This is a genomic window from Sphingopyxis sp. TUF1, assembly GCF_036687315.1.
GTDB lineage: Bacteria > Pseudomonadota > Alphaproteobacteria > Sphingomonadales > Sphingomonadaceae > Sphingopyxis > Sphingopyxis kveilinensis.
In genome coordinates, this window is record NZ_CP144683.1 from 1,065,774 (window position 1) to 1,086,321 (window position 20,548).

Below are 20,548 nucleotides of genomic sequence, written 5' to 3' on the forward strand. Positions count from 1 at the left end.
TGGCGCGCTGTGTTGCGCGCCGGCGGCCCCTAACAAAAAGAGATCAACTGCGATAGTCGGCGTTGATGCTGATATATCCATGCGTCAGGTCGCACGTCCACACCGTCGCACGGCCTTCGCCCAGCCCCAGGTCGGCGCCGATGCGGATGTCCTGTCCTTTGAGGTGCGCTGCCACCGGCGCCTCCTCATAACCGTCGACCGGCAGCCCGTCCTTCGCGACCCAATGATCGCCGAAACGGATCGCGAGGCGATCGCGGTCGGCGGGTTCGCCCGCCTTGCCCACCGCCATCACCACGCGGCCCCAGTTCGCATCCTCGCCCGCGATCGCGGTTTTGACCAGCGGCGAATTGGCGATCGACAGCGCTACGCGCCGGGCGCTGTCGTCGCTGACGGCTCCGCTCACCTGCACCTCGATGAATTTCGACGCGCCCTCGCCGTCGCGCACCACCTGTTGCGCAAGGTCGAGCGCGACCTCGCGGATCGCTGCGTACAGCGCATCGGCACCGGGATCGTCGCGCGTGGTGAGCATGGTATTGCCCGCCTGCCCCGTCGCGAACAGCAGCACCGTGTCGCTGGTCGAGGTGTCGCTGTCGACGGTGATGGCATTGAACGTCCCGCCGGTCGCCTCGCTCAGCATGTCCTGCAAGAGCGCGGGCGCGACCGCGGCGTCGGTGAAGATATAGCCGAGCATTGTCGCCATGTCGGGCGCGATCATCCCCGATCCCTTGACGATGCCCGCCACTTGGACGGTCCGACCTTCGACGATCGCACTCGATGCCGCCCCCTTGGCAAAGGTGTCGGTGGTGCCGATCGTTTCGGCCGCGGCTTCCCACGCGCAAGGCTCGGCCGTCAGCGCCGCCGCCACGCCCGCGCGCGCCTTGTCCTTCGGCAAAGGCACGCCGATGACCCCGGTCGAGCTCACGAACACCTCGCCCGGCGCGCAGCCGAGATGGTCCGCGACCTGTGTCATGATCGCCTCGACCGCCTCGCGCCCGCGATAGCCGGTGAACGCATTGCTGTTGCCCGCATTGACGATCAGCGCGCGCGCGGCGCCGCCCTTCACCTGTGCGCGCCCCATCTCGACTTCGGACGAGCAACAGACATTGCGCGTGAACACGCCTGCGACGGTGGTGCCGGGGGCCAGCTCGACATAGGTAAGGTCGCAGCGATCCCAATCCTTGTACCGCGCACGCGCAACGCGGCGCGTTACCCCGGCAATGTCGGGGAGGTCGGGGAAGGCGGCGGGGGCGAGCGGAGAGCGCGTGATCATGCGGGGCGCATAGCGGTTGGTAGCGGGAATCAAAAGCCCCTCCCCTTCAGGGGAGGGGTTGGGGTGGGTCCATCGGCCTTGCGCAAGGCCGATGAACCCCACCCGCTGCAACTAGGCAGCAAGCTGCCTAGTTTCGCTGCCCTCCCCTAAAGGGGAGGGCGCAAGTAGATTACGCCGGAATGCCGCTGATCGACTTCACTTCCATGAAATCCTTCAGCCCGAATACGCCGCCTTCGCGGCCGTTGCCCGACGCCTTGTACCCGCCGAACGCCGCGCCCGGACCGGGGCCCCAGGCGTTGACGGCGACCATGCCGGCGCGAAGCTTCGGTGCTACATCGGCCGCCTTGGCCGGATCGCCCGAGATCACGGCAGACAAGCCATATTCGGTGTCGTTGGCGATCTCGACCGCTTCGTCGAGCGTGTCATAGGCCATCACGGTGGCGACGGGGCCGAACACCTCTTCCTTCGCGATACGCATGTCGGGGGTGACCCCCGAAAAGACCGTCGGCTTGATGTAATAGCCGCGGTTGACGTTGCTCGGCAGGCCGGTGCCGCCGGTCTCCAGCGTCGCCCCTTCGTCGATCGCCGACTGGATCAGGCCCTGGATCTTTTCGAACTGCGCCTTGTTGACGACGGGACCGATATGGCCGCCCTCGCTCATCGGATCGCCGACCTGCGTCCCGTCGAACATCGCCTTGATGACGCCGACCGCTTCGGCCTCGCGCTCCTTCTGGACCAGGATACGCGTCGGCGCGATGCAGCTCTGGCCGGTGTTGACCAGCACGCCCTGCACCGTCGGCGGCAGCACTGCCTCGAAATCGGCGTCGGGCAGGACGATGTTCGGCGACTTGCCGCCCAGCTCCTGATGCACGCGCTTAACCGTATCGGCCGCCGCCTTGGCGACGAGGATGCCCGCGCGGGTCGATCCGGTGAAGCTCACCATGTCGATGCCGGGATGCGCGCTGATCGCATGGCCGACGGTCGGGCCGTCGCCCTGCACCAGATTGAACACGCCCGGCGGCACGCCCGCAGCTTCGAGAATCTCGGCAAAGATCACCGCATTGCCGGGGCATTCCTCCGACGGCTTCAGCACCATCGTGTTGCCCGCGGCGAGCGCGGGAGCGACCTTGAGCGCGATTTGGTTGAGCGGCCAGTTCCACGGCGTGATCATGCCGACGACGCCGATCGGTTCATAGGCAATGACGCCCGCGGCATATTTTTCGGTGAAGCTGAAATCTTTGAGGGCCGCGATCGTGCCCAGGAAGCCGCCGATGCCCGCGCCGACCTGCGCGGTGCCCGCAAAGCTCACCGGCGCGCCCATTTCGGCCGCCATCGATTTGGCAAGGTCGGCCCCGCGCTTCTTATATTCCTCGACGATGCGGTTCAGCAGCTCAAGCCGCTCTTCGCGCGTCGTCTGCGAGAAGCTCTTGAAGGCTTCCTTCGCCGCCGCGACCGCATCGTCGACGTCGGCCGCGGTGCCGAGCACGACGGTCGACGCCGGCTCTTCGGTGGCGGGATTGATGACGTCGTGGAGCTTGCCACCCTTCGAATCGACCCACCGGCCGCCGATGTAATGCTGCTTGAGGTGCGTTTCGGTGCTCATGTCCTGTCTCCCATCGGCGTGTCTGAATGCGTCTCGGATTGCTACCTAATGGCCGCTGCGAATGAATCAAGCGCCACGCCCACTTTCATCATCAACGCGTTTCAGCAGAAAGGCGTGACATCAATATGGCGGCGCGCGTCGCCTGACGCGCGATGCTGGGGATGTCGATCGTCTCCTCAGGGCCATGGTCACCCGTCGAATAGGCTCCGAGACCCGCAAGGCTGTCGACGTGGGGCGCGACGAAGCTGATGTCGGCGGCGCCGCGCTTCAGCGGATCGAGCGCCGGCATTTCGGGCAGGCCAAGGTCGCGGTTGACGGCGTTGAGCCGCGTCAGCAGCGCGCGGTTGCCGCCGGTCGGCGCCATCGCCGGATAACCGCCGGGATCGAACGCCAGCGTCGCGCTCGCCTTCGGCGCATGATCGGCGACGATCGCCGCCATCTTTGCCTTCACCCGCGCCGCCTGCTCGGCCGACAGGGTGCGCAGGTCGCCCCGCGCGATCGCGGTCGCGGCGATTATATTGGTCTTGCCGTTCGCGCTGGCGCGAATCTTTCCGTCGTCGAGCGTCACCTGCTCGCCCCCTGCGATCAGTCCGACGTTGAAGGTCAAATTCGGTTCGGGCAGCTCGGTGCGGAATCGGTGGATGATCCGCGCCAGCTCGTAAATCGCGCCATCGCCCGCGTCAGCGCCGAAAATGCCCGAGCTGTGCCCGGTCTTCCCCGTCGCGGTTACGGTCCAGCTTTCCGACGATCGCCGCGCGATCGAGCTCATGTCGGCGCCGCCATCGCGGACCAGCCCTTCGAAATCGAGCGCGACGTCGGCGCGCTTGCCCGCGGCGATCAGGTCGGCGCGCGCCTTCTCGAGCGGGTCGCCCGTGTCTTCCTCGTCGCCCGTCATGTGAAATTCGATATTCGCGTCCTTGAGCGTGCCCGCCTTGTGCATCGCGCGCAGCGCCGAGACGACGACGACCATCCCGCCCTTGTCGTCGCCGACCCCCGGCCCCTTCGCCTTGTCGCCCATGCGCTCGAAGCGTTGAAAGGGCGAATCGGGTTCGAACACCGTGTCGAGGTGCGCGATCAGGAGCAGACGCTTGCCGCCCGGCCTGCCTTCATGCGTCGCGATCAGATGTCCTGCGCGGCCGGTGTCGCGCATCGGTTTCCACGTCACGGTAAAGCCCAGCGGCTCCAGTTCGGCGCGCATCATCGCCCCGACCTTTTCGACGCCATCGAGATTGAGCGAGCCGCTGTTCTGGTTCACCAGCTTTTCGAGCAGCGCGACGCTGCGCTCCTGTTCGGCCGCAACGGTCGCTGCCATCGCGCTTTCGGCCTTGCTGAGCTTCGCCGCGGCGACGGGCGCAAAGGCGAGCTGAAGCGCGAGCAGGGCGACGAATGGCAGCGATTTCACGGAGGCCTCCCGGATTGCATATTATCGTCGGTCCATGTGCCCCGCCCGCGGGACGAGGGCAAGGCGTCAGCCCGGCCGCACCATGAAAATATCGCCGCCGATGCTGACGATGAACAGATTGCCCGCACTGTCCTCGCCAAAGGAGGCGATATTGGCGATCGTACCCGCGTCGGGCGCAAAATCCTCATTGCGCACCGCAAGGCGCGAAGCCGGCAAGGTCTGCCCGGCGATCAGATCAGCAAAGGGCAATGTCCAGATATTGCCCGACACGAAATCGCCGAAGACATATTGGCCCTGCAGCGATGTCACCGGCCCGCGATAGACATACCCCCCGGTTATCGAAGCTCCCTGACGCGGCCCGCTGCCATGGCCATATTCGGCGACGGGCGGCGTCAGTCCCGCGGGGGCGCTTCCAGAATAGGGCTGCGTGCCCTCCAGAAAGCGCCAGCCGAAATTCAGCCCCGGCTGGGTGGTCGTCACCATGTCAATTTCCTCGACCGCTCCCTGCCCGACATCGCCGATAATCAGCGTCGATCCCGAAAAGGAGGCGCGGAAAGGATTGCGCAGGCCTAAGGCAAAGACATAGGGGTCGCCGCCGCCCGCAAGAAAAGGGTTGCCCGGCGCCGGGGCATAGCTGCTGCCCCCAGCGCCGACGGCAAAGCGCAGGATCTTGCCGAGCTGCACATTGCGGTTCTGGGCGTTGTTGTTCGGGTCGCCGCCACCCCCGCCGTCGCCGACCCCGACATAGACATGGCCGTCGGGGCCGAACCCGATCCAGCCGCCATTATGATTGTCGAAACCGGGATGCGGAATATCGAGCACGAGGTCGTAATTGGTCGAGCTGTCGGGCTGGCCCAGCGTATAGCGCCGCACCTGCACGTTGCCGTTCGGCGCTGTCGCGACAGCGAACAGCCGCTGCGACGCCGCATGATCGGGATAAGGCGCCAGGCCAAGCAGCCCGCGCTCGCCGCTGGTCGAAATGTCGGTTATGTCGAGCACTAGCGTCCGGGTGCCGTTCGCGGGGTCGAAACGATAGACGTTGCCACCCTTCTCGACGACATAGACGCGGCTGTCGCCGGGGATTGGTGCGACGTAAAGCGGCTGGTTGAACCCCGTGCCGACGCGCATAACCGCGATGCCTTCGCGGCTGTTGGTGACGGTGATGTTGACCGCCTGCGTCGCGCTCGCCCGCCCGTCGCTGACGCGCAAAACGACCGCATAGACATTGTCGCCATCGGCATCGCCCGGCAGGTCGAAATCGGGCGCTGCATTGAAGTGCAGCGCGCCGGCGCTCGTGATTGCAAAGCGCGCCGCGTCGGCACCGCCGTCGATCGTAAAGGTAAGCGCGTCGCCATTGGGATCGCTCGCGGTCGCCTGATAGGCGTTGCTGATATTTTCAGCGACGCTGGCGGTTTGAAGCGAGGTGAAGGCCGGTGGATTGTTCGCCGTCGGCGGATTGCTACCGTCGGAATCGCCTCCGCCACAGGAGGCGAGGATCAGGGGGATAAGGGCAAACAGGACGCGCATCCGCATGGCCAACCAGCCTTTCGCGATAATCCCCCGCGCTACTCTGCCATCCGTGTGGCCGCGCCGCAAGCGCGGCCGTTTACCATTGGCCCTGCAAGGCTGACGATACAGAACGCGACGCCCATGAAAAAGGGCGCCCGGCTCCCCCGAACCGGACGCCCTTTAACAGCGTCGCTGACCCGCGGAGGGATCAGGCGCTGTAATACATGTCGAACTCGACCGGGCTCGGCGTCTGTTCGAAATTATAGACTTCAGCCCACTTCAACTCGACATAGGCTTCGATCTGGTCCTTCGAAAACACGTCGCCCTTCAGGAGGAAGTCGTGGTCGGCCATCAGGCTGTCGAGTGCTTCGCGAAGCGAGCCGCACACGGTCGGCACTTCGCTCAGTTCTTCGGGCGGCAGGTCATAGAGATTCTTGTCCATCGCGTCGCCGGGATGGATCTTGTTCTGAATGCCGTCGAGCCCCGCCATCAGCAGCGCCGAATAGCAGAGATAGGGGTTCGCCATCGCGTCGGGGAAACGGAACTCGACGCGCTTTGCCTTGGCCCCCGCACCATAAGGAATGCGGCACGAGGCAGAACGGTTGCGGCTCGAATAAGCGAGCAGCACCGGCGCTTCGAACCCGGGAACGAGGCGCTTGTAGCTGTTCGTCGTCGGGTTGGTGAAGGCATTGAGCGCCTTGGCATGTTTGATGACGCCGCCGATGAAATAGAGGCACATGTCGCTGAGACCGGCGTAGCCGTTACCCGCAAACAGCGGCTTGCCCTTTTCCCAGATCGAAATGTGCGTGTGCATCCCCGAGCCGTTGTCGTCCTTGATCGGCTTCGGCATGAAGGTTGCGGTCTTGCCATAGGCATGCGCGACCTGGTGCACGACATATTTGTAGATCTGCATACGGTCGGCGGTCTGCGTCAGCGTGCCGAAGGTCAGGCCCAGCTCGTGCTGCGCCGCGGCGACCTCATGGTGGTGCTTGTCGCACGGCAGGCCCATTTCGAGCATGGTCGAGACCATTTCGGCGCGGATGTCGACCGCGCTGTCGACCGGCGCGACCGGGAAATAGCCGCCCTTGGCGCGCGGACGGTGCGCGAGGTTGCCGCCCTCATAGCTGCGGCCCGTGTTGGTCGGCAGTTCGATGTCGTCGATCTCGAACCCCGACTTGTTATAACCGGTTTCGAAGCGGACATCGTCGAACATGAAGAATTCGGCTTCGGGACCGACATAGACGGTGTCGCCGATGCCGGTCGAGGCAACATAGGCCTCGGCGCGCTTCGCCGTGGTGCGCGGATCGCGCGAATAGCCTTCGCCGGTCGATGGCTCGACGATGTCGCAGAACATCACCAGCATCGGCGTCGCCGAGAAAGGATCGTCATAGACGGCATCAAGGTCGGGCTTCAGGATCATATCGCTTTCGTTGATCGCCTTCCAGCCTTCGATCGACGACCCGTCGAACATCAGCCCGTCTTCGAGCGAATCCTCGTCGATCACCCCGGCGCACATCGTCAGGTGCTGCCATTTGCCCTTGGGGTCGGTGAAACGCAGGTCGACCCACTCGATGTCGTTTTCCTTGATCCGCGCGATGATGTCCTTGGGCTTCGTAGCCATGGTCTATGCTTCCTTCTTGCGTAATGGTCCGGCGTGCCGGGGATTGCTGGGATGAAATGGATGTGGAGCGGTCAGAGCGCGTCCTCGTTGCGCTCGCCGGTGCGGATGCGCAGCGCGGTCTCGACCGGGATCACGAAAATCTTGCCGTCGCCGATGCGGCCGGTCTGCGCGGCGGCGGCGATCGCCTCGACCACGCGCTCGGCCATCCCATCCTCGACGATGACCTCCAGCTTCACCTTGGGCAGGAAGTCGACGACATATTCGGCGCCGCGATAGAGTTCGGTATGGCCCTTTTGCCGACCGAAGCCCTTTGCCTCGGTGACGGTGATGCCGCTGACGCCGACTTCGTGCAGCGCTTCCTTCACTTCGTCGAGCTTGAACGGCTTGATGATCGCCTCAATCTTCTTCACGCTTATCGTCCCCCACTGGGTCTGTCTCGTCGCTCGCAGTCAAAGCCGGATCAGGCGCGCCTGGTCCGGTTCTGAGTCGCTGCGAGCCCCCCTCATCTTGCACCAATCAAGAGCCGTGCCAATTGGCGAATCGCAAGCTTTCGGTAAGATTTGTGGCAGGAAACTGCGGCATTGCCCAAGGGGTGAGCAATCGAGCGATTGCGGTGCCTAAAAAAGCGGCAATTAGACTTCGATCGTCATTGCGAGCGAAGCGCAGCAATCTCCAGCTATCGTTCCGCCATGCCGATAGCTGGAGATTGCGTCGTCGCTACGCTCCTCGCAATGACGGGTGGTGAGGGTCACCGCCCCACCGGCGCCGCGCTGTCGGCGAGGTTCGCCTTGGTCCAGATCGACCGGTCGATGACATAGGCGCGCAGCGCCTCGGCATCTTGCGGGCTCAGCACCTTTGCAAAGCTCACCATACCACGGTCCTTCAGCGCACCGCCCAAGATCACCGATTTCCACGCGTCGGCATTCGCAAGCGTGGCCGAAACGCGCAGGTCGGGGGTGAAGCCGTTGCCGATCGCGCTGTCGCCGTGACAGACGATGCAATAGCGCCCGAAATGCGCCTTGCCCGCCGCGACCTGCTGCGCCGTCCCGAACTGCGGCGGCGGGTTCCACGCGAGCGCCGCGGCCGTCGGCAGCGCCGGAAGCTGCACCGTCCCGCCCAGCTTCAACACGACGAGCCGCGGGATGTTGGGCAGCTTGCGCGTCACCCCGCCCGCAACCCCGGCGACGAGCGGAAAGGCGCCGCCCTTGCTCGTCTGAAACGCGACATATTGCACCCCGCCGACGCGGAAAGTCGACGGCGCGCTGACGATCCCCGACTGCATGTCGAGGTCGAGCAGTTGCTTGCCCGTGTCGGCGGCATAGGCGCGGAACCGCCCCGTGCTCGTTCCCTGAAACACGAGGTTGCCCGCGCTCGTCATCGTCCCGCCGTTCCACGCCGCCGGATGATCCACGCCCCACGCCACCTTGCCCGTGCGCGGGTCGAAGGCGACGAGGCGGCCCGTCGTTGCGGCGACCGCGGCGCGATACGCTGCCTTGTCGTCGGGCATCATCGTGCCGGTGAGCGAGGAGCCGACGTTAAAGCCGACGACCTTGCGCTGGTCGAGCTCGTTCATGTCGGCAAGATAAGCCTGCGGAATCTGCTGCGCCGGAATGTAAACGAGCCCCGTCGCCGGATTATAGCTCATCGGGTGCCAGTTGTGCGCGCCCAAGGCGCCGGGGATCGCGATGAACGGCTTGCCGGTCTTATAGAAGCGCGCCTCGGGATTCTCGATCGGACGGCCGGTCGCCAGATCATAGCCGCTCGCCCAGTTGATCCCGTCGACGAACGGCTTGGCATCGATCAGCTTGCCGGTGGCTCGGTCGATGGTGAAGAAAAAGCCGTTCTTCGGCGCATGGTACAGCACCTTGGTCGGCGTGCCGTCCACCGCCTGCTCGGCGAGAATGATCGGCTGCGTCGCGGTATAGTCCCACGTCTCGCCGGGGGTTTCCTGATAATGCCATTTATACGCGCCCGTGGCCGCATCGAGCGCGACGATTGAGGAGAGGAACCAGTTGTCGCCCTCGCCGTTCGAGCGCGTCCCATGGTTCCACGGATTGCCGTTGCCGACGCCCAGATAGACCTGGTCGAGATCCTTGTCATAGACGATCGCGTCCCAGACGGTGCCGCCGCCGCCCGAGGTTTGCCACTCGCCCGTGTCGGACCAGGTGGCATTGCCCTTGCTCGCGAAAATCGCGTCGCTCGCCGCACCGTCCTTTTCCTTCTTCGGATTGGGCGCGGTATAGAAACGCCAGCGCTGCTTGCCCGTGTCGGCATCATAGGCGGTGACATAACCGCGCACCCCGAATTCGGCGCCGCCGTTGCCGATCAGCACCATGTCCTTCACGACGCGCGGCGCGCCGGTGATCGTATAGGGCCGGTCGGCGTCGAACGTCTGCGTCGACCAGAGTTCCTTGCCGGTCTTCTTTTCGAGCGCGATCAACCGCCCGTCGAGCGCGCCGACAAAAACCTTGTCGCCCCACACGGCAACGCCGCGGTTGACCACGTCGCAGCAGGCGTGGACCGCGCGCTCGCCCGGCACCTTGGGGTCATATTTCCACAAGGGCTTGCCCGTCGCGGCGTCCCACGCGCTGACCTTGGACCAGGCGTGCGTCACATACATCACGCCGTCGACAACGACCGGCGTCGCTTCCTGGCCGCGCGCATCCTCCAGATCGGCGAACCAGGCGATACCCAGCTCGCCGACATTCTTGTAATTGATGTCGGTCAGCGGGCTGAAGCGCTGCTCGTCATAGCCGAAGCCGATCGCCCCCCAATCGTCGCCATTGCCGCCGGTCTTGAGCAAGGTTTCGCTGGCCCTTTCGGCATCGTCGAGCGATCCGCCCGCCGCGACGCTCGTGTTCTCTGATGCGTTGCACGCTGCCAAAGCCAAAGCTGCGCAGCCCAGCAGCGCGGCCGAAAAGATCCGTTTCGCCATATCTCTCTCCCACGCCTATCGTTGACGTTAACGTCAAGACTGCGCGCGAAGCGGCGAGGGTGCAAGCAGGAAATTGGGGGTGTGGGTGCGGGGGCCTGCTTATCCTCCCCCTTGATGGGGGAGGCAGCGAGACTTGCCAGCTTGCTGGCTAGTCGCGGCGGTGGGGGTGCGGTCGCGGCCCGATGTGACGGCGCCATGACGCACCGTCACCCTCATCCAACTTCGCCTAGCGCCAAGGGCGCAAGGCTTCGCATCCTTCTCCCATCGAGGGAGAAGGAATCAGCCCCAAGGCGGGGCGTTCAGTCCCTTCGGGCTCGCGGTGAAAATTTCGCAGCCCGTCTCGGTGATACCGATGCTGTGCTCGAACTGCGCCGACAGCGAGCGGTCGCGCGTCACCGCGGTCCAGCCGTCGTTGAGCATCTTCACCGCATATTTTCCGGTGTTGATCATCGGCTCGATCGTGAAAAACATGCCGGGCTTGAGCTCGGGCCCGGTGCCGGGACGCCCCGCGTGGACGACCTCGGGCGCATCGTGGAACATCTGGCCAAGCCCGTGCCCGCAGAAATCGCGCACGACCGAATAGCGATGGCGCTCGGCATGGCTCTGAATCGCGTGCGCGACATCCCCCATGCGATTGCCCGGCTTCGCCTGCTCGATCCCCAGCATCAGGCATTCGTACGTGACCTCGACCAGCCGCCGCGCCTTGATCGGCACCTCGCCGACCAGATACATGCGGCTCGTGTCGCCGTGCCAGCCGTCGACGATGCTGGTGACGTCGATATTGACGATGTCGCCCTCGCGCAGCGGCTTGTCATCGGGGATGCCGTGACAGACGACATGGTTGATGCTGGTGCAGCAACTGTGCGTGAAGCCGCGATAGCCCAAGGTCGCGGGGATGCCGCCGCCGTCGAGCATCATCGTGCGGACAAGGTCGTCGATCGCCGCGGTGGTCACGCCCGGCTGGACGAAGGGGACGAGCGCGTCGAGGATTTCGGCCGACAGCCGTCCCGCCTTGCGCATCCCGGCAAAGCCCGCTTCGTCGTGGAGCTTGATCGTGCCGTCGCGAACGCGGGCCGGCGCAGCCGCATCGGCGGCGCTTATCGAAACATAATCATACATGTGGGTGATATAGGCGATGTCGCGCCGAATTGCGAGCGCGACCGTCGGCCGGTCAGCGACCGCCTGCGCCGCGGCTCACCCTATTGGCACTCGGCGCATTTGCCGCGCACCTCGATCACCGGGCGTTCGGCGGCGAAGCCCGTCTTTTCGGCCGCGGCGCGCACCCCGGTCGACAGCGTGTCGTCGTCGACATGCACCGCGGAACCGCAGCTGTCGCAAATCAGGAAAATGCAGTCGTGCAGGCAGCCGGGATGGCTGTTGGCGACAAAGGCGTTGGCGCTTTCGACGCGGCGGACGAGGTTGTTCGCCACAAACAGGTCGAGGATGCGGTAGACGCTGTTCGGTGCGACGCGACGCCCGCGCTTTTGCGAAACGATGTCGGCGATCTCATAGGCGCTCGCCGGCTTGCCGATGGCGGCGACGGCCTCGAAAATCTGCGCGCGCATGTCGGTCCACGCCTCGCCCGCGCCTTCGAGCGCGGCCTGCGCTGCCTTGGCAAGCGAGGCGCCGCTGGCTTCGACGTGCGGATGGTCATGCTTGCCCATGGCGGCTCCTATCGCGCGGCAAATCGCGCGCTATCCAATGCCAATGTAGGCTCTTTACGGAGTGCCCGCAAGCAGCGGGCCGCTTCGCTTAGGCAGCGGGTCAGCCGCGCGCGCGGCGGTTGAGGTCGTGGCCGAGAGCGACTACCGCGACGCCGATCATCGTCGCGACCACTTCGCTGCCGTCGTGCGGCCGCGCCAGCGCGCCCGCCATCATGCCGAGCCCGAAGCTGCCGACCGCGAAGGGCATCATATAGCCGTGGCTCAGCACACCCGCGACGAGCGTGATGAGCGCAAAGCCGATCGCAACGATCAGCCCGATCTCGTGGAATAGATGATTGTCGAGGAACACGCCGCCGACCGAGGCGATCGAGGCAAAGAAGATCGTCGTCGCCAGGCAGTGAACAAGGCACAGCCCCGACAATCCCATCGCCAACTGGTCGCCCGACAGCGAGGTCAGCGGCCGCGAACCGCGCGCAGCCCGAACCAGCGCGCCCCCCCGACTCAAGAAAGAGGCAGCGCGCGTCAGAACAGGGGCAGGGCTGGCGACGTGGGTCACCCGATTCTCCGGTTACGGCAATTGCTGCGCGGGATATGGCATAACATGACCAAGGTTACAACATCACATTACACCGGATTTCGCTTTTTGCGCGCGCGCCAAACCCCTTTGCGTCTCGGCCCCCCGGGTCTAGGGAGGCGCCGAATCGCATGAAAAGGGCGAAAGGCTGCACATGAACACCGTCATCATCCGCGAAGACGATCTGATCGAAACGATCGCCGACGCGCTCCAGTACATCAGCTATTTTCATCCGATGGACTATATCCGCGCGCTCGGCGCCGCGTACGAACGCGAAGTGTCGCCCGCCGCGAAGGACGCGATGGCGCAGATCCTCTCGAACAGCCGCATGTGCGCCGAGGGGCATCGCCCGATCTGCCAGGACACCGGCATCGTCACCGTCTTCATCAAATGGGGCATGGATTGCCGCCTCGACAGCCCGCGCAGCCTTCAGCAGGTCGTCGATGAAGGGGTTCGGAAGGCCTATCTCCACCCCGAGAACAAGCTGCGCGCCTCGATCCTCGCCGACCCGGCGTTCAGCCGCGTGAATACGAGGGACAATACGCCTTCGGTCCTCAACGTCGAAATGGTCCCCGGCGCCAAGGTCGTGATCGACGTCGCGGCGAAAGGCGGCGGCAGCGAGAATAAGTCGAAGTTCAAGATGATGAATCCGTCGGATTCGATCGTCGACTGGGTGCTCGAAATGGTGCCGCAGATGGGCGCCGGCTGGTGCCCGCCCGGGATGCTCGGCATCGGCATCGGCGGCACTGCGGAAAAGGCGATGCTGCTTGCCAAGCAATCGCTGATGGACCCGATCGACATGACCGAACTGCTCGCGCGCGGGCCGTCGTCGCCAACCGAGGAACTGCGCATCGAGCTCTATGAAAAGGTCAACGCGCTCGGCATCGGCGCGCAGGGGCTCGGCGGCCTCGCCACCGTGCTCGACGTCAAGATCGCCGACTGGCCGACGCATGCGGCGTCAAAGCCCGTCGCAATGATCCCCAATTGCGCCGCAACGCGCCACGCGCACGTCACGCTCGACGGCAGCGGCCCTGCCTTTCTCGAACCGCCGGTGCTCGCCGACTATCCGCAGATCGACTGGAAACCCGACCAGGCCGCGATCCGCGTCGATCTCGACAATCTGACCCCCGAAGTCGTCGCAAGCTGGAAACAGGGCGATCGCCTCTTGCTCAACGGCAAGATGCTCACCGGCCGCGACGCCGCGCACAAGCGTATCGCCGACATGCTCGCCAAGGGCGAACAGCTCCCCGTCGAGTTCAAGGGCCGCGTCATCTATTATGTCGGTCCGGTCGACCCGGTCGGCGAGGAAATCGTCGGCCCCGCTGGCCCCACGACCGCAACGCGCATGGACAAGTTCATGGACATGATGCTGGGCCAGGGCCTGCTCGCCTGCGTCGGCAAGGCCGAACGCGGCCCCGCCGCGACAGAGGCGATCGCGAAGCACAAGAGCGCATACCTCATGGCCGTCGGCGGCGCCGCCTATCTCGTCGCGCGCGCGATCAAGGGCAGCAAGGTGGTAGGCTTCGCCGACCTCGGCATGGAAGCGATCTACGAGTTCGAGGTCAGCGACTTCCCGGTGACCGTCGCGGTCGACAGCGAAGGCCAGAACGTCCACGTCAACGCGCCGAAGCTGTGGCAGCAGCGGATCAGGGACGAGGGGTTGCTGGCGGGGGCGTAGAAACGCTGTTTTGGGCGTTACAGGCTTGTAATTTTGAGTTCCGAAGTGTCGTAGATTACTAAATATGCTCACCGAAAACGGAGCATTACTCGTGACCAGCATCGCCAAGCTGTATACCCGCATCCGCATGAACGGTCGCGCCAGTTTCAAGGAGTTATGCGGGATCGCCGAAGCCTTCGGATTTGAACTCAAGCGCACCAGCGGCAGCCACCACATCTTCCAGCATCCCGATATACCGGGCAATCTGAACCTCCAGCCGAGTGGCAAGGATGCGAAGCCCTACCAAATCCGGCAATTGCTTGATATGATCGACAGCAACGGACTGGATATGATCAAGCCATGAGCATTCATTATCACATCAACCTGTTCTGGTCGGCGGAGGATGACTGCTGGATCGCCGACGTGCCCGACCTCAAATATTGCAGCGCGCATGGCGCCACCGCCGAAGAGGCCGCGCGAGAGATCGAAATCGCCATGCGGCTGTGGCTGGAAGTCTCCGCCGAACGGGGCGAGACGCCGCCCGAACCGCGCTACCGACCGGCCATATACGCGGTTCGCGACGCCGCCTGACCAGCGCGCCGTTCGCGCGACGCTTGCCTTCTATTCGCAATCCGCCAACACTCCCCGCGACACGGACACCGCAGGGGGACGAACCATGGATTTTCATAACGACCGACCGAACCGCCGCGAGCTGATCCGCGGCGCCGCCATGCTCGGCGCGGGCGCCGCCGTTATGCGCCCGCTGCCTTCGCTCGCCGCCGACGGTCCGATGGCCGCGATCCGCAAAGCCGCCGAAGCCGGCAAGGACGCCTCGATCCAGCGCATCCGCGACTGGATCGCCCTCCCCTCGATCGCCGCCGAGAACCGCAACATGGCCAAGGGCGCGGCCTTCATGGCCGAACTCGCGCGCGACGCCGGCTTTACCAATGTCGAGATCGTGCCGACCGACGGCCATCCCGGCGTCTTCGGGATGATCGACGTCGGCGCGCCGCGCACGCTCGGCATCTATTTCATGTACGACGTCAAGCAGTTCGACCCGGCCGAGTGGTCATCGCCGCCGCTCGAAGGGCGGATGGTCGAACGCCCGGGTTTCGGGCAAGCGATCATGGGCCGCGGCGCGGTAAACCAGAAGGGCCCCGAAGCCGCCTTCCTCGCCGCGCTCCACGCGATCCGCGCCGCCAAGGCCAAGCTGCCAGTGAACATCGTCCTGATCTGCGAGGGCGAGGAGGAAATCGGTTCGCCGCATTTCCGCCAGATCGCGACCAAGCCCAACATCCTCGCCGCGCTCCGGAAGTGTGAAGGCATCTTCATCCCCTTCGCGTCGCAGGGCCAGACGGGCAATGTGACGGTCAGCCTGGGATCGAAGGGCATCGTCGAGCTCGAACTGGTCGCCAGCGGCGAAAAATGGGGCCGCGGGCCGAAAAAGGACGTCCATTCCAGCCTGAAGGCAATGGTCGATTCGCCCGCTTGGCGGCTGGTGCAGGCACTGCAAACGCTCGTGACCAAGGACGGCAACACCCCCGCGATCGACGGCTGGTTCGAAAATGTCCGCCCTTTGACCGCGCGTGAAAAGGCCTTGATCCGCGAAACGGCGAAAGCAAGCAATGAAGCGGAGATGAAGGCGGCGTTGGGCATTACCCACTGGATCGACGATTTGAGCTTCGAACATGCACTGACCCGCCTCGCACAGGAGCCGACGGTGAATATCGAAGGGTTGGTCGCGGGTTACACCGGCCCCGGCGGCAAGACGGTCCTGCCCGGTCGCGCCGTCGCGAAGCTCGACCTGCGCCTCGTCCCCAACCAGACGCGCGCCGAGGCTGAAAAGAAGCTCCGTGCCCATCTCGACAAGCACGGCTTCACCGACGTCGAAATGAACGTGTCGGGGGGTTACGACCCGACCGAGGTCGATGAAAACAGCCGCCTCATCCGCTCCGAACTTGCGACCTACCAAAGGCTGGGCGTCGGAACGAGCCTCAACCCGCGCATGGCGGGCAGTTGGCCCGGCGCGACCTTCACCGCGCCGCCGGTGTCGATTCCGGCGGGGCATTTCGGATTGGGCCATGGGTCGGGCGCGCACGCTCCCGACGAATATTTCCTGATCGATTCGACCAACCCGAAAGTCGCCGGGCTGGTCGATGCGACGATGGGATATGCCGAATTTCTCTATACTCTCGCGGCGATCAAATGAGCGGCGACCTCAACGGCGTCGCGCACGTGATCCTGACCGCGGGCGACTTCGCACGATCGACCGCCTTCTGGCGCGACCTCATTCGCTATCTCGACTTGAAGGTCGTGCTCGACAGCGACGCGATGCTCTACGGCGTCGGCGGCCGCACCGCGATCGGCATCCGCACGCCGAGCGCTGAAAATATCGGCAAGCGTTTCGATCAGGGCGCGCCAGGCCTCCACCACGTCTGCTTCCGGATGCGCGACCGCGCCGCGGTCGACCGCCTCCATGCCTTTCTGAAAGACCGCGCCGATATCCGCTTCGTCCACGGCCCACAGGAGGAGCCGTGGGCCGCCGGCTATTATTCGATCCTGTTCGAGGATCCCGACGGCATCCGCATCGAATTCAACCACGTCCCCGGCGCCGGACTGCTCGCCGAGGGCGAAACGATCGGCGGCGCCGAGGTCTTCGACTGACCGCAATACGTTAGCGCGCCCGTCAATTCCGTTTGTGTCGAGCGAAGTCGAGACACCCATCGAGCTTCGCCGTGCCGATGGGTGTCTCGACTTCGCTCGACACAAACGGGAAGATGGATCAGATTAAGCTCTCGCCTCTCTAAAACCCGTAAACCAGCGTGAAGCGCGTCATTGTATCGACCGTTTCAACCCCCGGCGGCGGATCGGTGTCGATTTCGGCCGAATAGGAAAAGCGCGCCGACAGGGCTCCGGTCAGCTTGGCGTTGAGCGCGGTCAGTGCACTCGTCGAGGTGTTGCGCCCGCCGATTATCGTCGATGCGACCTGCGTCAGCCGCAAGGTGGGCGACAATTGCCATCCGAAATCGAGCCCCGCGAGCCCGGTCAGCTCGCTGTCGTCGATGCCGAAGCCCGGAATATAATCGGTGTCGCGCCACGCCGGGCCAGCCTTGACGTTCAATGCCATTTTCTTGCCGGCGATCAGCTTGTAACCCAGCCCCGCCGACGCGTTCCAGCGTTCGCCGAACCCCAGAATGCGGTCGCGTTCCCAGCGGCCGAGGCCATAGGCAAAGGCGCGCTCGCTGACCTCGATCTGCGGTTCATATTCGACGAGATAGCGTTCGATCGAGGTGCGTCCGTTCGTCCGCTGATAATCGGCCTGCGCGCGAAAACGCTGGTTCCAGTCAATCCCCTTGCGCGCGAGCGCGACACCGATGCTGAGCCCCGAAGATTTGGTGTTGCCGGTGCTGTAGGAGGCGCCAACCTGTCCTTCACCCTTCCAGTTCTGCCAGAATTTCGCCTGTGCGAGCTTTGCGCGCGCTGCCGCGGCTTCGGCGGCGCGCTCCTTCGCGCGGTCGGCGCGATATTCGGCAAGTAGCGTGTCGATCTTCGCCGCCTGGTCGGGCAGCGTCGCCTTGGCAAGCTTGCCCACCGCTTCGACATCGCCGTCCTTCTTGCTCGCCATCGCCGCGGCGAGCATCTGCTGCACGGGGTCGGGCTGTTCGCCATCCTCGCGCACCGCTGTTGCCGCCGCCATCATCGCGTCGATGTCGCCGATCGAACGCGGGTTGGTCGCCTTGGCCAGCGATACCACCGTGTCGATGTCGCGCTTGTCGCTGCTGTCGATCGCCGCGGCGATCATCGCGCGCACCGGGTCGGGCAGCGGCTGCGGAGTTGTTTCGGGCAGCAGCGAGGGCACCATCGCCGGGACGATCAGCGGCGAAATTGCCGGCGCGGCGGGGGTGGCAAAGGCAGGCGCGGCACACCCCGCGACCAGCACGGCGATGGCGGCGTGGCGCGGAAAAGAGGTCATCGAATGGGCCCTTCGCCGGGAATTAAATCACGGCATTTCAATCGGCACGCACCACTGCACGCCTTCGCCTTGCCGGTCATAGGCCGAAATCGGCTGGCATTTCCACCCCCAACGCCCCATCTGCAATCCCATGCTGATTGCCATCATTGCCATTTTCATTGCCGGGGTTGGCAATTTTGCGATGCACCGCGCCTTCATGGAAAGCGACGACCCGCTGGTGCAACAGATGGTCCGCCCGCTCGCTGACAAGGTCGGACCGCACGCGACCTATATCTTTGAATTTCTGTTGCTCGTCGGCGCAATGGCGATCGCGACGCGCAGCGCGATCACCGGCGCGCTGCTCTATGGGGTCTACACGCTGTTCAACGCGATGGCGTTCAGCTGGATCATGCAGCGCGGCGATTAAGCTCTCGTTTCGGCCGCAAGAAACGGAACGCATTGTCGGCGCACAGCAGCAATAGCGCGCGCATGACGCCGACAATCGAAACCGACATCGCAGCCCGCCTCGGCGCGATCGACTGGGACGCCGTAGCGACCGCGCTCGACGGCGCGGGATGGGCGATACTGCCGGGGCTGTTCGGCGACGCCGAATGCGACGCGCTCGCCGCAAGCTATGACACGCCGCCGCTGTTCCGCAGCCATATCCAGATGGCGCGGCACGGTTTCGGCCGCGGCGAATATCGCTATTTCGCCTATCCGCTACCGCCGCTCGTCGCGGCGCTGCGCAGCCGCCTCTATCCGCACCTCATGCCCTTGGCGAACCGCTGGCACGAACGCATGGGCCTGTCCGTCCGCTTTCCCGCCGACCATGCCGATTTCATCGCGCGCTGTCATGCCGCGGGGCAGCTACGCCCAACGCCGCTGCTGCTGCGCTATGGCGCCGGCGACTATAATTGCCTGCATCAGGACCTGTATGGCGAGCATGTCTTTCCGGTGCAGGCAGCGGTGCTGCTGTCGGCGCCGGGCGAGGATTTCACCGGCGGCGAGTTCATCCTGACCGAACAGCGGCCGCGGATGCAGTCGCGCGCCGCGGTCGTGCCGCTGGCGAAGGGCGATGCCGTGATCTTTGCCGTGAATGTCCGTCCGGTGCGCGGGTCGCGCGGCGATTACCGCGTCGCGATGCGCCACGGCGTCAGCGAGATCCGTTCGGGACAGCGGCACACGCTCGGGGTGATTTTCCACGACGCTGCCTGAGCGGCGCTTACGCCACGCCGTGATACCACCAGACGCCGTCACGATCCTCGCGCTTCACGCGCCCCTCGACCTCGAGCCGCTTCAGATGCGCGAGCGCTTCGCCCGTTGCCAGCCCGCGGTTGTGTTCGCCGATCGGGCGGTTGAAAAGCAGCGGAAAGGCGTCGACTGCGCGCAGCGGCGCCTTCGCCGCCGCTTCGGCCAGGTTGTAAAGCCGCATCCGATGTTCGTCGCGCAGCGCCATCAACCGGGCGTGCAGCCCCTTGAACGGCTCGCCATGCGCGGGGCAGACGGTGACGTCGGCGGGAATGGTGCGCAGCAGCTTGTCGATCGACGCCAGCCATTCGCCCAGCGGATCGGCGTCGGGTTCGGTGATGTTGACCGACACGTTCGAACTGATCCGCGGCAGCACCTGATCGCCCGAGATCAGCACGCCCTCGATCTCGTTCCACAGGCACGCATGTTCGGGGCTGTGCCCCGACCCCACAACGACGCGCCAGCGATGCGCCCCCATGTCCAGAAGATCACCGTCGGCGATCCGCACATAGGATCGCGGCAGGGTGAAGATCATGCGCTGGAACATGTTCCAGCCGCGCCCGCGCTGAGCCTCGATCGCGTCGGCGTCCCAGCCCGCGGCGCGCGACTGCGCCAGCGCCTCGTCGGGCGCGCTGTCGGCCGAATCGGCGACGATCGCGCGCGCGGTCAGCATTTCGCCGCGCGTCATCCACAGCTTCACGCCCTGCTTTTTCGCGATCCATCCGGCCAGGCCGATATGGTCGGGGTGGAGGTGCGTGCCGATGACGCGCGTGATCCGCTTGTCCTTGAGCGCGCCCGCATAGAGCGCCTTCCACGCGTCGGAACAGGGCGTCAGGCATATGCCCGTATCGACGACCGCGACGCCCTCGCCCCGCGCGTCGGCGTCGTCGAGCAGCCAGCTGTTGATATGGCCGAGCGAACCCGGCATCGGGATGCGCGCCCAGCTGATGCCGTTTGCGATACGGATCGTCTCGCCCGCGCCCGGCGCGGCCTCGCCCCACGGGTAAGTGAGGCCCGCGTGGCTCGTCGCAGTAAAGCTGTCGTCCTGGGTCAGCGAGGCGTCCGGCGAACCGCTGGCCGCCGGGATATTGTCCTCGTCCGCCCCCGCCATGC

19 protein-coding genes are annotated in these 20,548 nt (G+C 65.0%); 7 read left to right on the forward strand and 12 right to left on the reverse strand.

The window, feature by feature from the left end; all coding sequences use genetic code 11:
• Positions 1-43: 43 nt before the first annotated feature.
• From argJ to VSX77_RS05055, 10 genes are all read right to left on the reverse strand, one after another.
• Positions 44-1,270 carry a bifunctional glutamate N-acetyltransferase/amino-acid acetyltransferase ArgJ gene (argJ, locus tag VSX77_RS05010; RefSeq protein ID WP_338426562.1) on the reverse strand — a complete coding sequence of 409 codons (1,227 nt, stop codon included), beginning with the start codon at positions 1,268-1,270 and terminating at the stop codon, positions 44-46.
• 169 nt (positions 1,271-1,439) lie between these two features.
• Entirely contained in the window at positions 1,440-2,873 is a 1,434-nt protein-coding gene (locus VSX77_RS05015) for an aldehyde dehydrogenase family protein (protein WP_338426563.1), read from the reverse strand.
• Between the two features lie 91 nt (positions 2,874-2,964).
• On the reverse strand, positions 2,965-4,266 hold the full coding sequence (locus tag VSX77_RS05020) for a M20/M25/M40 family metallo-hydrolase (RefSeq protein ID WP_338427218.1): 1,302 nt from the start codon (positions 4,264-4,266) through the stop codon (positions 2,965-2,967).
• Between the two features lie 75 nt (positions 4,267-4,341).
• Positions 4,342-5,808, reverse strand: coding sequence for a PQQ-dependent sugar dehydrogenase (locus VSX77_RS05025; protein ID WP_338426564.1), 1,467 nt, complete (start codon positions 5,806-5,808; stop codon positions 4,342-4,344).
• Positions 5,809-5,992: 184 nt separating this feature from the next.
• Entirely contained in the window at positions 5,993-7,405 is a 1,413-nt protein-coding gene (glnA, locus tag VSX77_RS05030) for a type I glutamate--ammonia ligase (protein ID WP_338426565.1), read from the reverse strand.
• A gap of 71 nt (positions 7,406-7,476) precedes the next feature.
• Positions 7,477-7,815, reverse strand: coding sequence for a P-II family nitrogen regulator (locus tag VSX77_RS05035; protein WP_011540464.1), 339 nt, complete (start codon positions 7,813-7,815; stop codon positions 7,477-7,479).
• Between the two features lie 338 nt (positions 7,816-8,153).
• On the reverse strand, positions 8,154-10,340 hold the full coding sequence (locus VSX77_RS05040) for a PQQ-dependent dehydrogenase, methanol/ethanol family (RefSeq protein ID WP_338426566.1): 2,187 nt from the start codon (positions 10,338-10,340) through the stop codon (positions 8,154-8,156).
• A 279-nt stretch (positions 10,341-10,619) separates the two neighbouring features.
• Complete coding sequence (map, locus tag VSX77_RS05045; RefSeq protein ID WP_338426567.1) at positions 10,620-11,459, reverse strand: type I methionyl aminopeptidase; 840 nt, start codon at positions 11,457-11,459, stop codon at positions 10,620-10,622.
• Positions 11,460-11,539: 80 nt separating this feature from the next.
• Positions 11,540-12,004: a Fur family transcriptional regulator gene (locus VSX77_RS05050; RefSeq protein WP_338426568.1), complete on the reverse strand. Its 465-nt coding sequence runs from the start codon at positions 12,002-12,004 to the stop codon at positions 11,540-11,542.
• Between the two features lie 100 nt (positions 12,005-12,104).
• The gene (locus tag VSX77_RS05055; protein ID WP_338426569.1) at positions 12,105-12,560 is read right to left on the reverse strand and encodes a MerC domain-containing protein; all 456 of its coding nucleotides are present in this window, start codon (positions 12,558-12,560) and stop codon (positions 12,105-12,107) included.
• Between the two features lie 172 nt (positions 12,561-12,732).
• Here VSX77_RS05055 and VSX77_RS05060 point away from each other — a divergent pair, with 172 nt between their 5' ends.
• From VSX77_RS05060 to VSX77_RS05080, 5 genes are all read left to right on the forward strand, one after another.
• A complete protein-coding gene (locus VSX77_RS05060; RefSeq protein ID WP_338426570.1) occupies positions 12,733-14,256 on the forward strand; it encodes a fumarate hydratase in 1,524 nt (507 codons plus the stop codon).
• A 91-nt stretch (positions 14,257-14,347) separates the two neighbouring features.
• Positions 14,348-14,599: a type II toxin-antitoxin system HicA family toxin gene (locus VSX77_RS05065; protein WP_338426571.1), complete on the forward strand. Its 252-nt coding sequence runs from the start codon at positions 14,348-14,350 to the stop codon at positions 14,597-14,599.
• On the forward strand, positions 14,596-14,826 hold the full coding sequence (locus VSX77_RS05070; RefSeq protein ID WP_338426572.1) for a type II toxin-antitoxin system HicB family antitoxin: 231 nt from the start codon (positions 14,596-14,598) through the stop codon (positions 14,824-14,826). The genes VSX77_RS05065 and VSX77_RS05070 overlap by 4 nt, the downstream gene beginning before the upstream one ends.
• A gap of 85 nt (positions 14,827-14,911) precedes the next feature.
• On the forward strand, positions 14,912-16,444 hold the full coding sequence (locus tag VSX77_RS05075) for a M20/M25/M40 family metallo-hydrolase (RefSeq protein ID WP_338426573.1): 1,533 nt from the start codon (positions 14,912-14,914) through the stop codon (positions 16,442-16,444).
• Positions 16,441-16,899 carry a VOC family protein gene (locus tag VSX77_RS05080; RefSeq protein ID WP_338426574.1) on the forward strand — a complete coding sequence of 153 codons (459 nt, stop codon included), beginning with the start codon at positions 16,441-16,443 and terminating at the stop codon, positions 16,897-16,899. The genes VSX77_RS05075 and VSX77_RS05080 overlap by 4 nt, the downstream gene beginning before the upstream one ends.
• Positions 16,900-17,038: 139 nt before the next feature.
• Here VSX77_RS05080 and VSX77_RS05085 read toward each other — a convergent pair whose 3' ends face one another.
• Positions 17,039-18,208 (reverse strand): DUF481 domain-containing protein, encoded by a 1,170-nt coding sequence (locus VSX77_RS05085; protein ID WP_338426575.1) that lies wholly within the window; start codon positions 18,206-18,208, stop codon positions 17,039-17,041.
• A 130-nt stretch (positions 18,209-18,338) separates the two neighbouring features.
• Between VSX77_RS05085 and VSX77_RS05090 the strand changes: the two genes are divergently transcribed.
• On the forward strand, positions 18,339-18,614 hold the full coding sequence (locus VSX77_RS05090) for a hypothetical protein (RefSeq protein WP_338426576.1): 276 nt from the start codon (positions 18,339-18,341) through the stop codon (positions 18,612-18,614).
• Positions 18,615-18,676: 62 nt separating this feature from the next.
• The gene (locus VSX77_RS05095; RefSeq protein ID WP_338426577.1) at positions 18,677-19,402 is read left to right on the forward strand and encodes a 2OG-Fe(II) oxygenase; all 726 of its coding nucleotides are present in this window, start codon (positions 18,677-18,679) and stop codon (positions 19,400-19,402) included.
• A 7-nt stretch (positions 19,403-19,409) separates the two neighbouring features.
• Here VSX77_RS05095 and VSX77_RS05100 read toward each other — a convergent pair whose 3' ends face one another.
• A complete protein-coding gene (locus tag VSX77_RS05100) occupies positions 19,410-20,546 on the reverse strand; it encodes an MBL fold metallo-hydrolase (protein ID WP_338426578.1) in 1,137 nt (378 codons plus the stop codon).
• Positions 20,547-20,548: the final 2 nt, after the last annotated feature.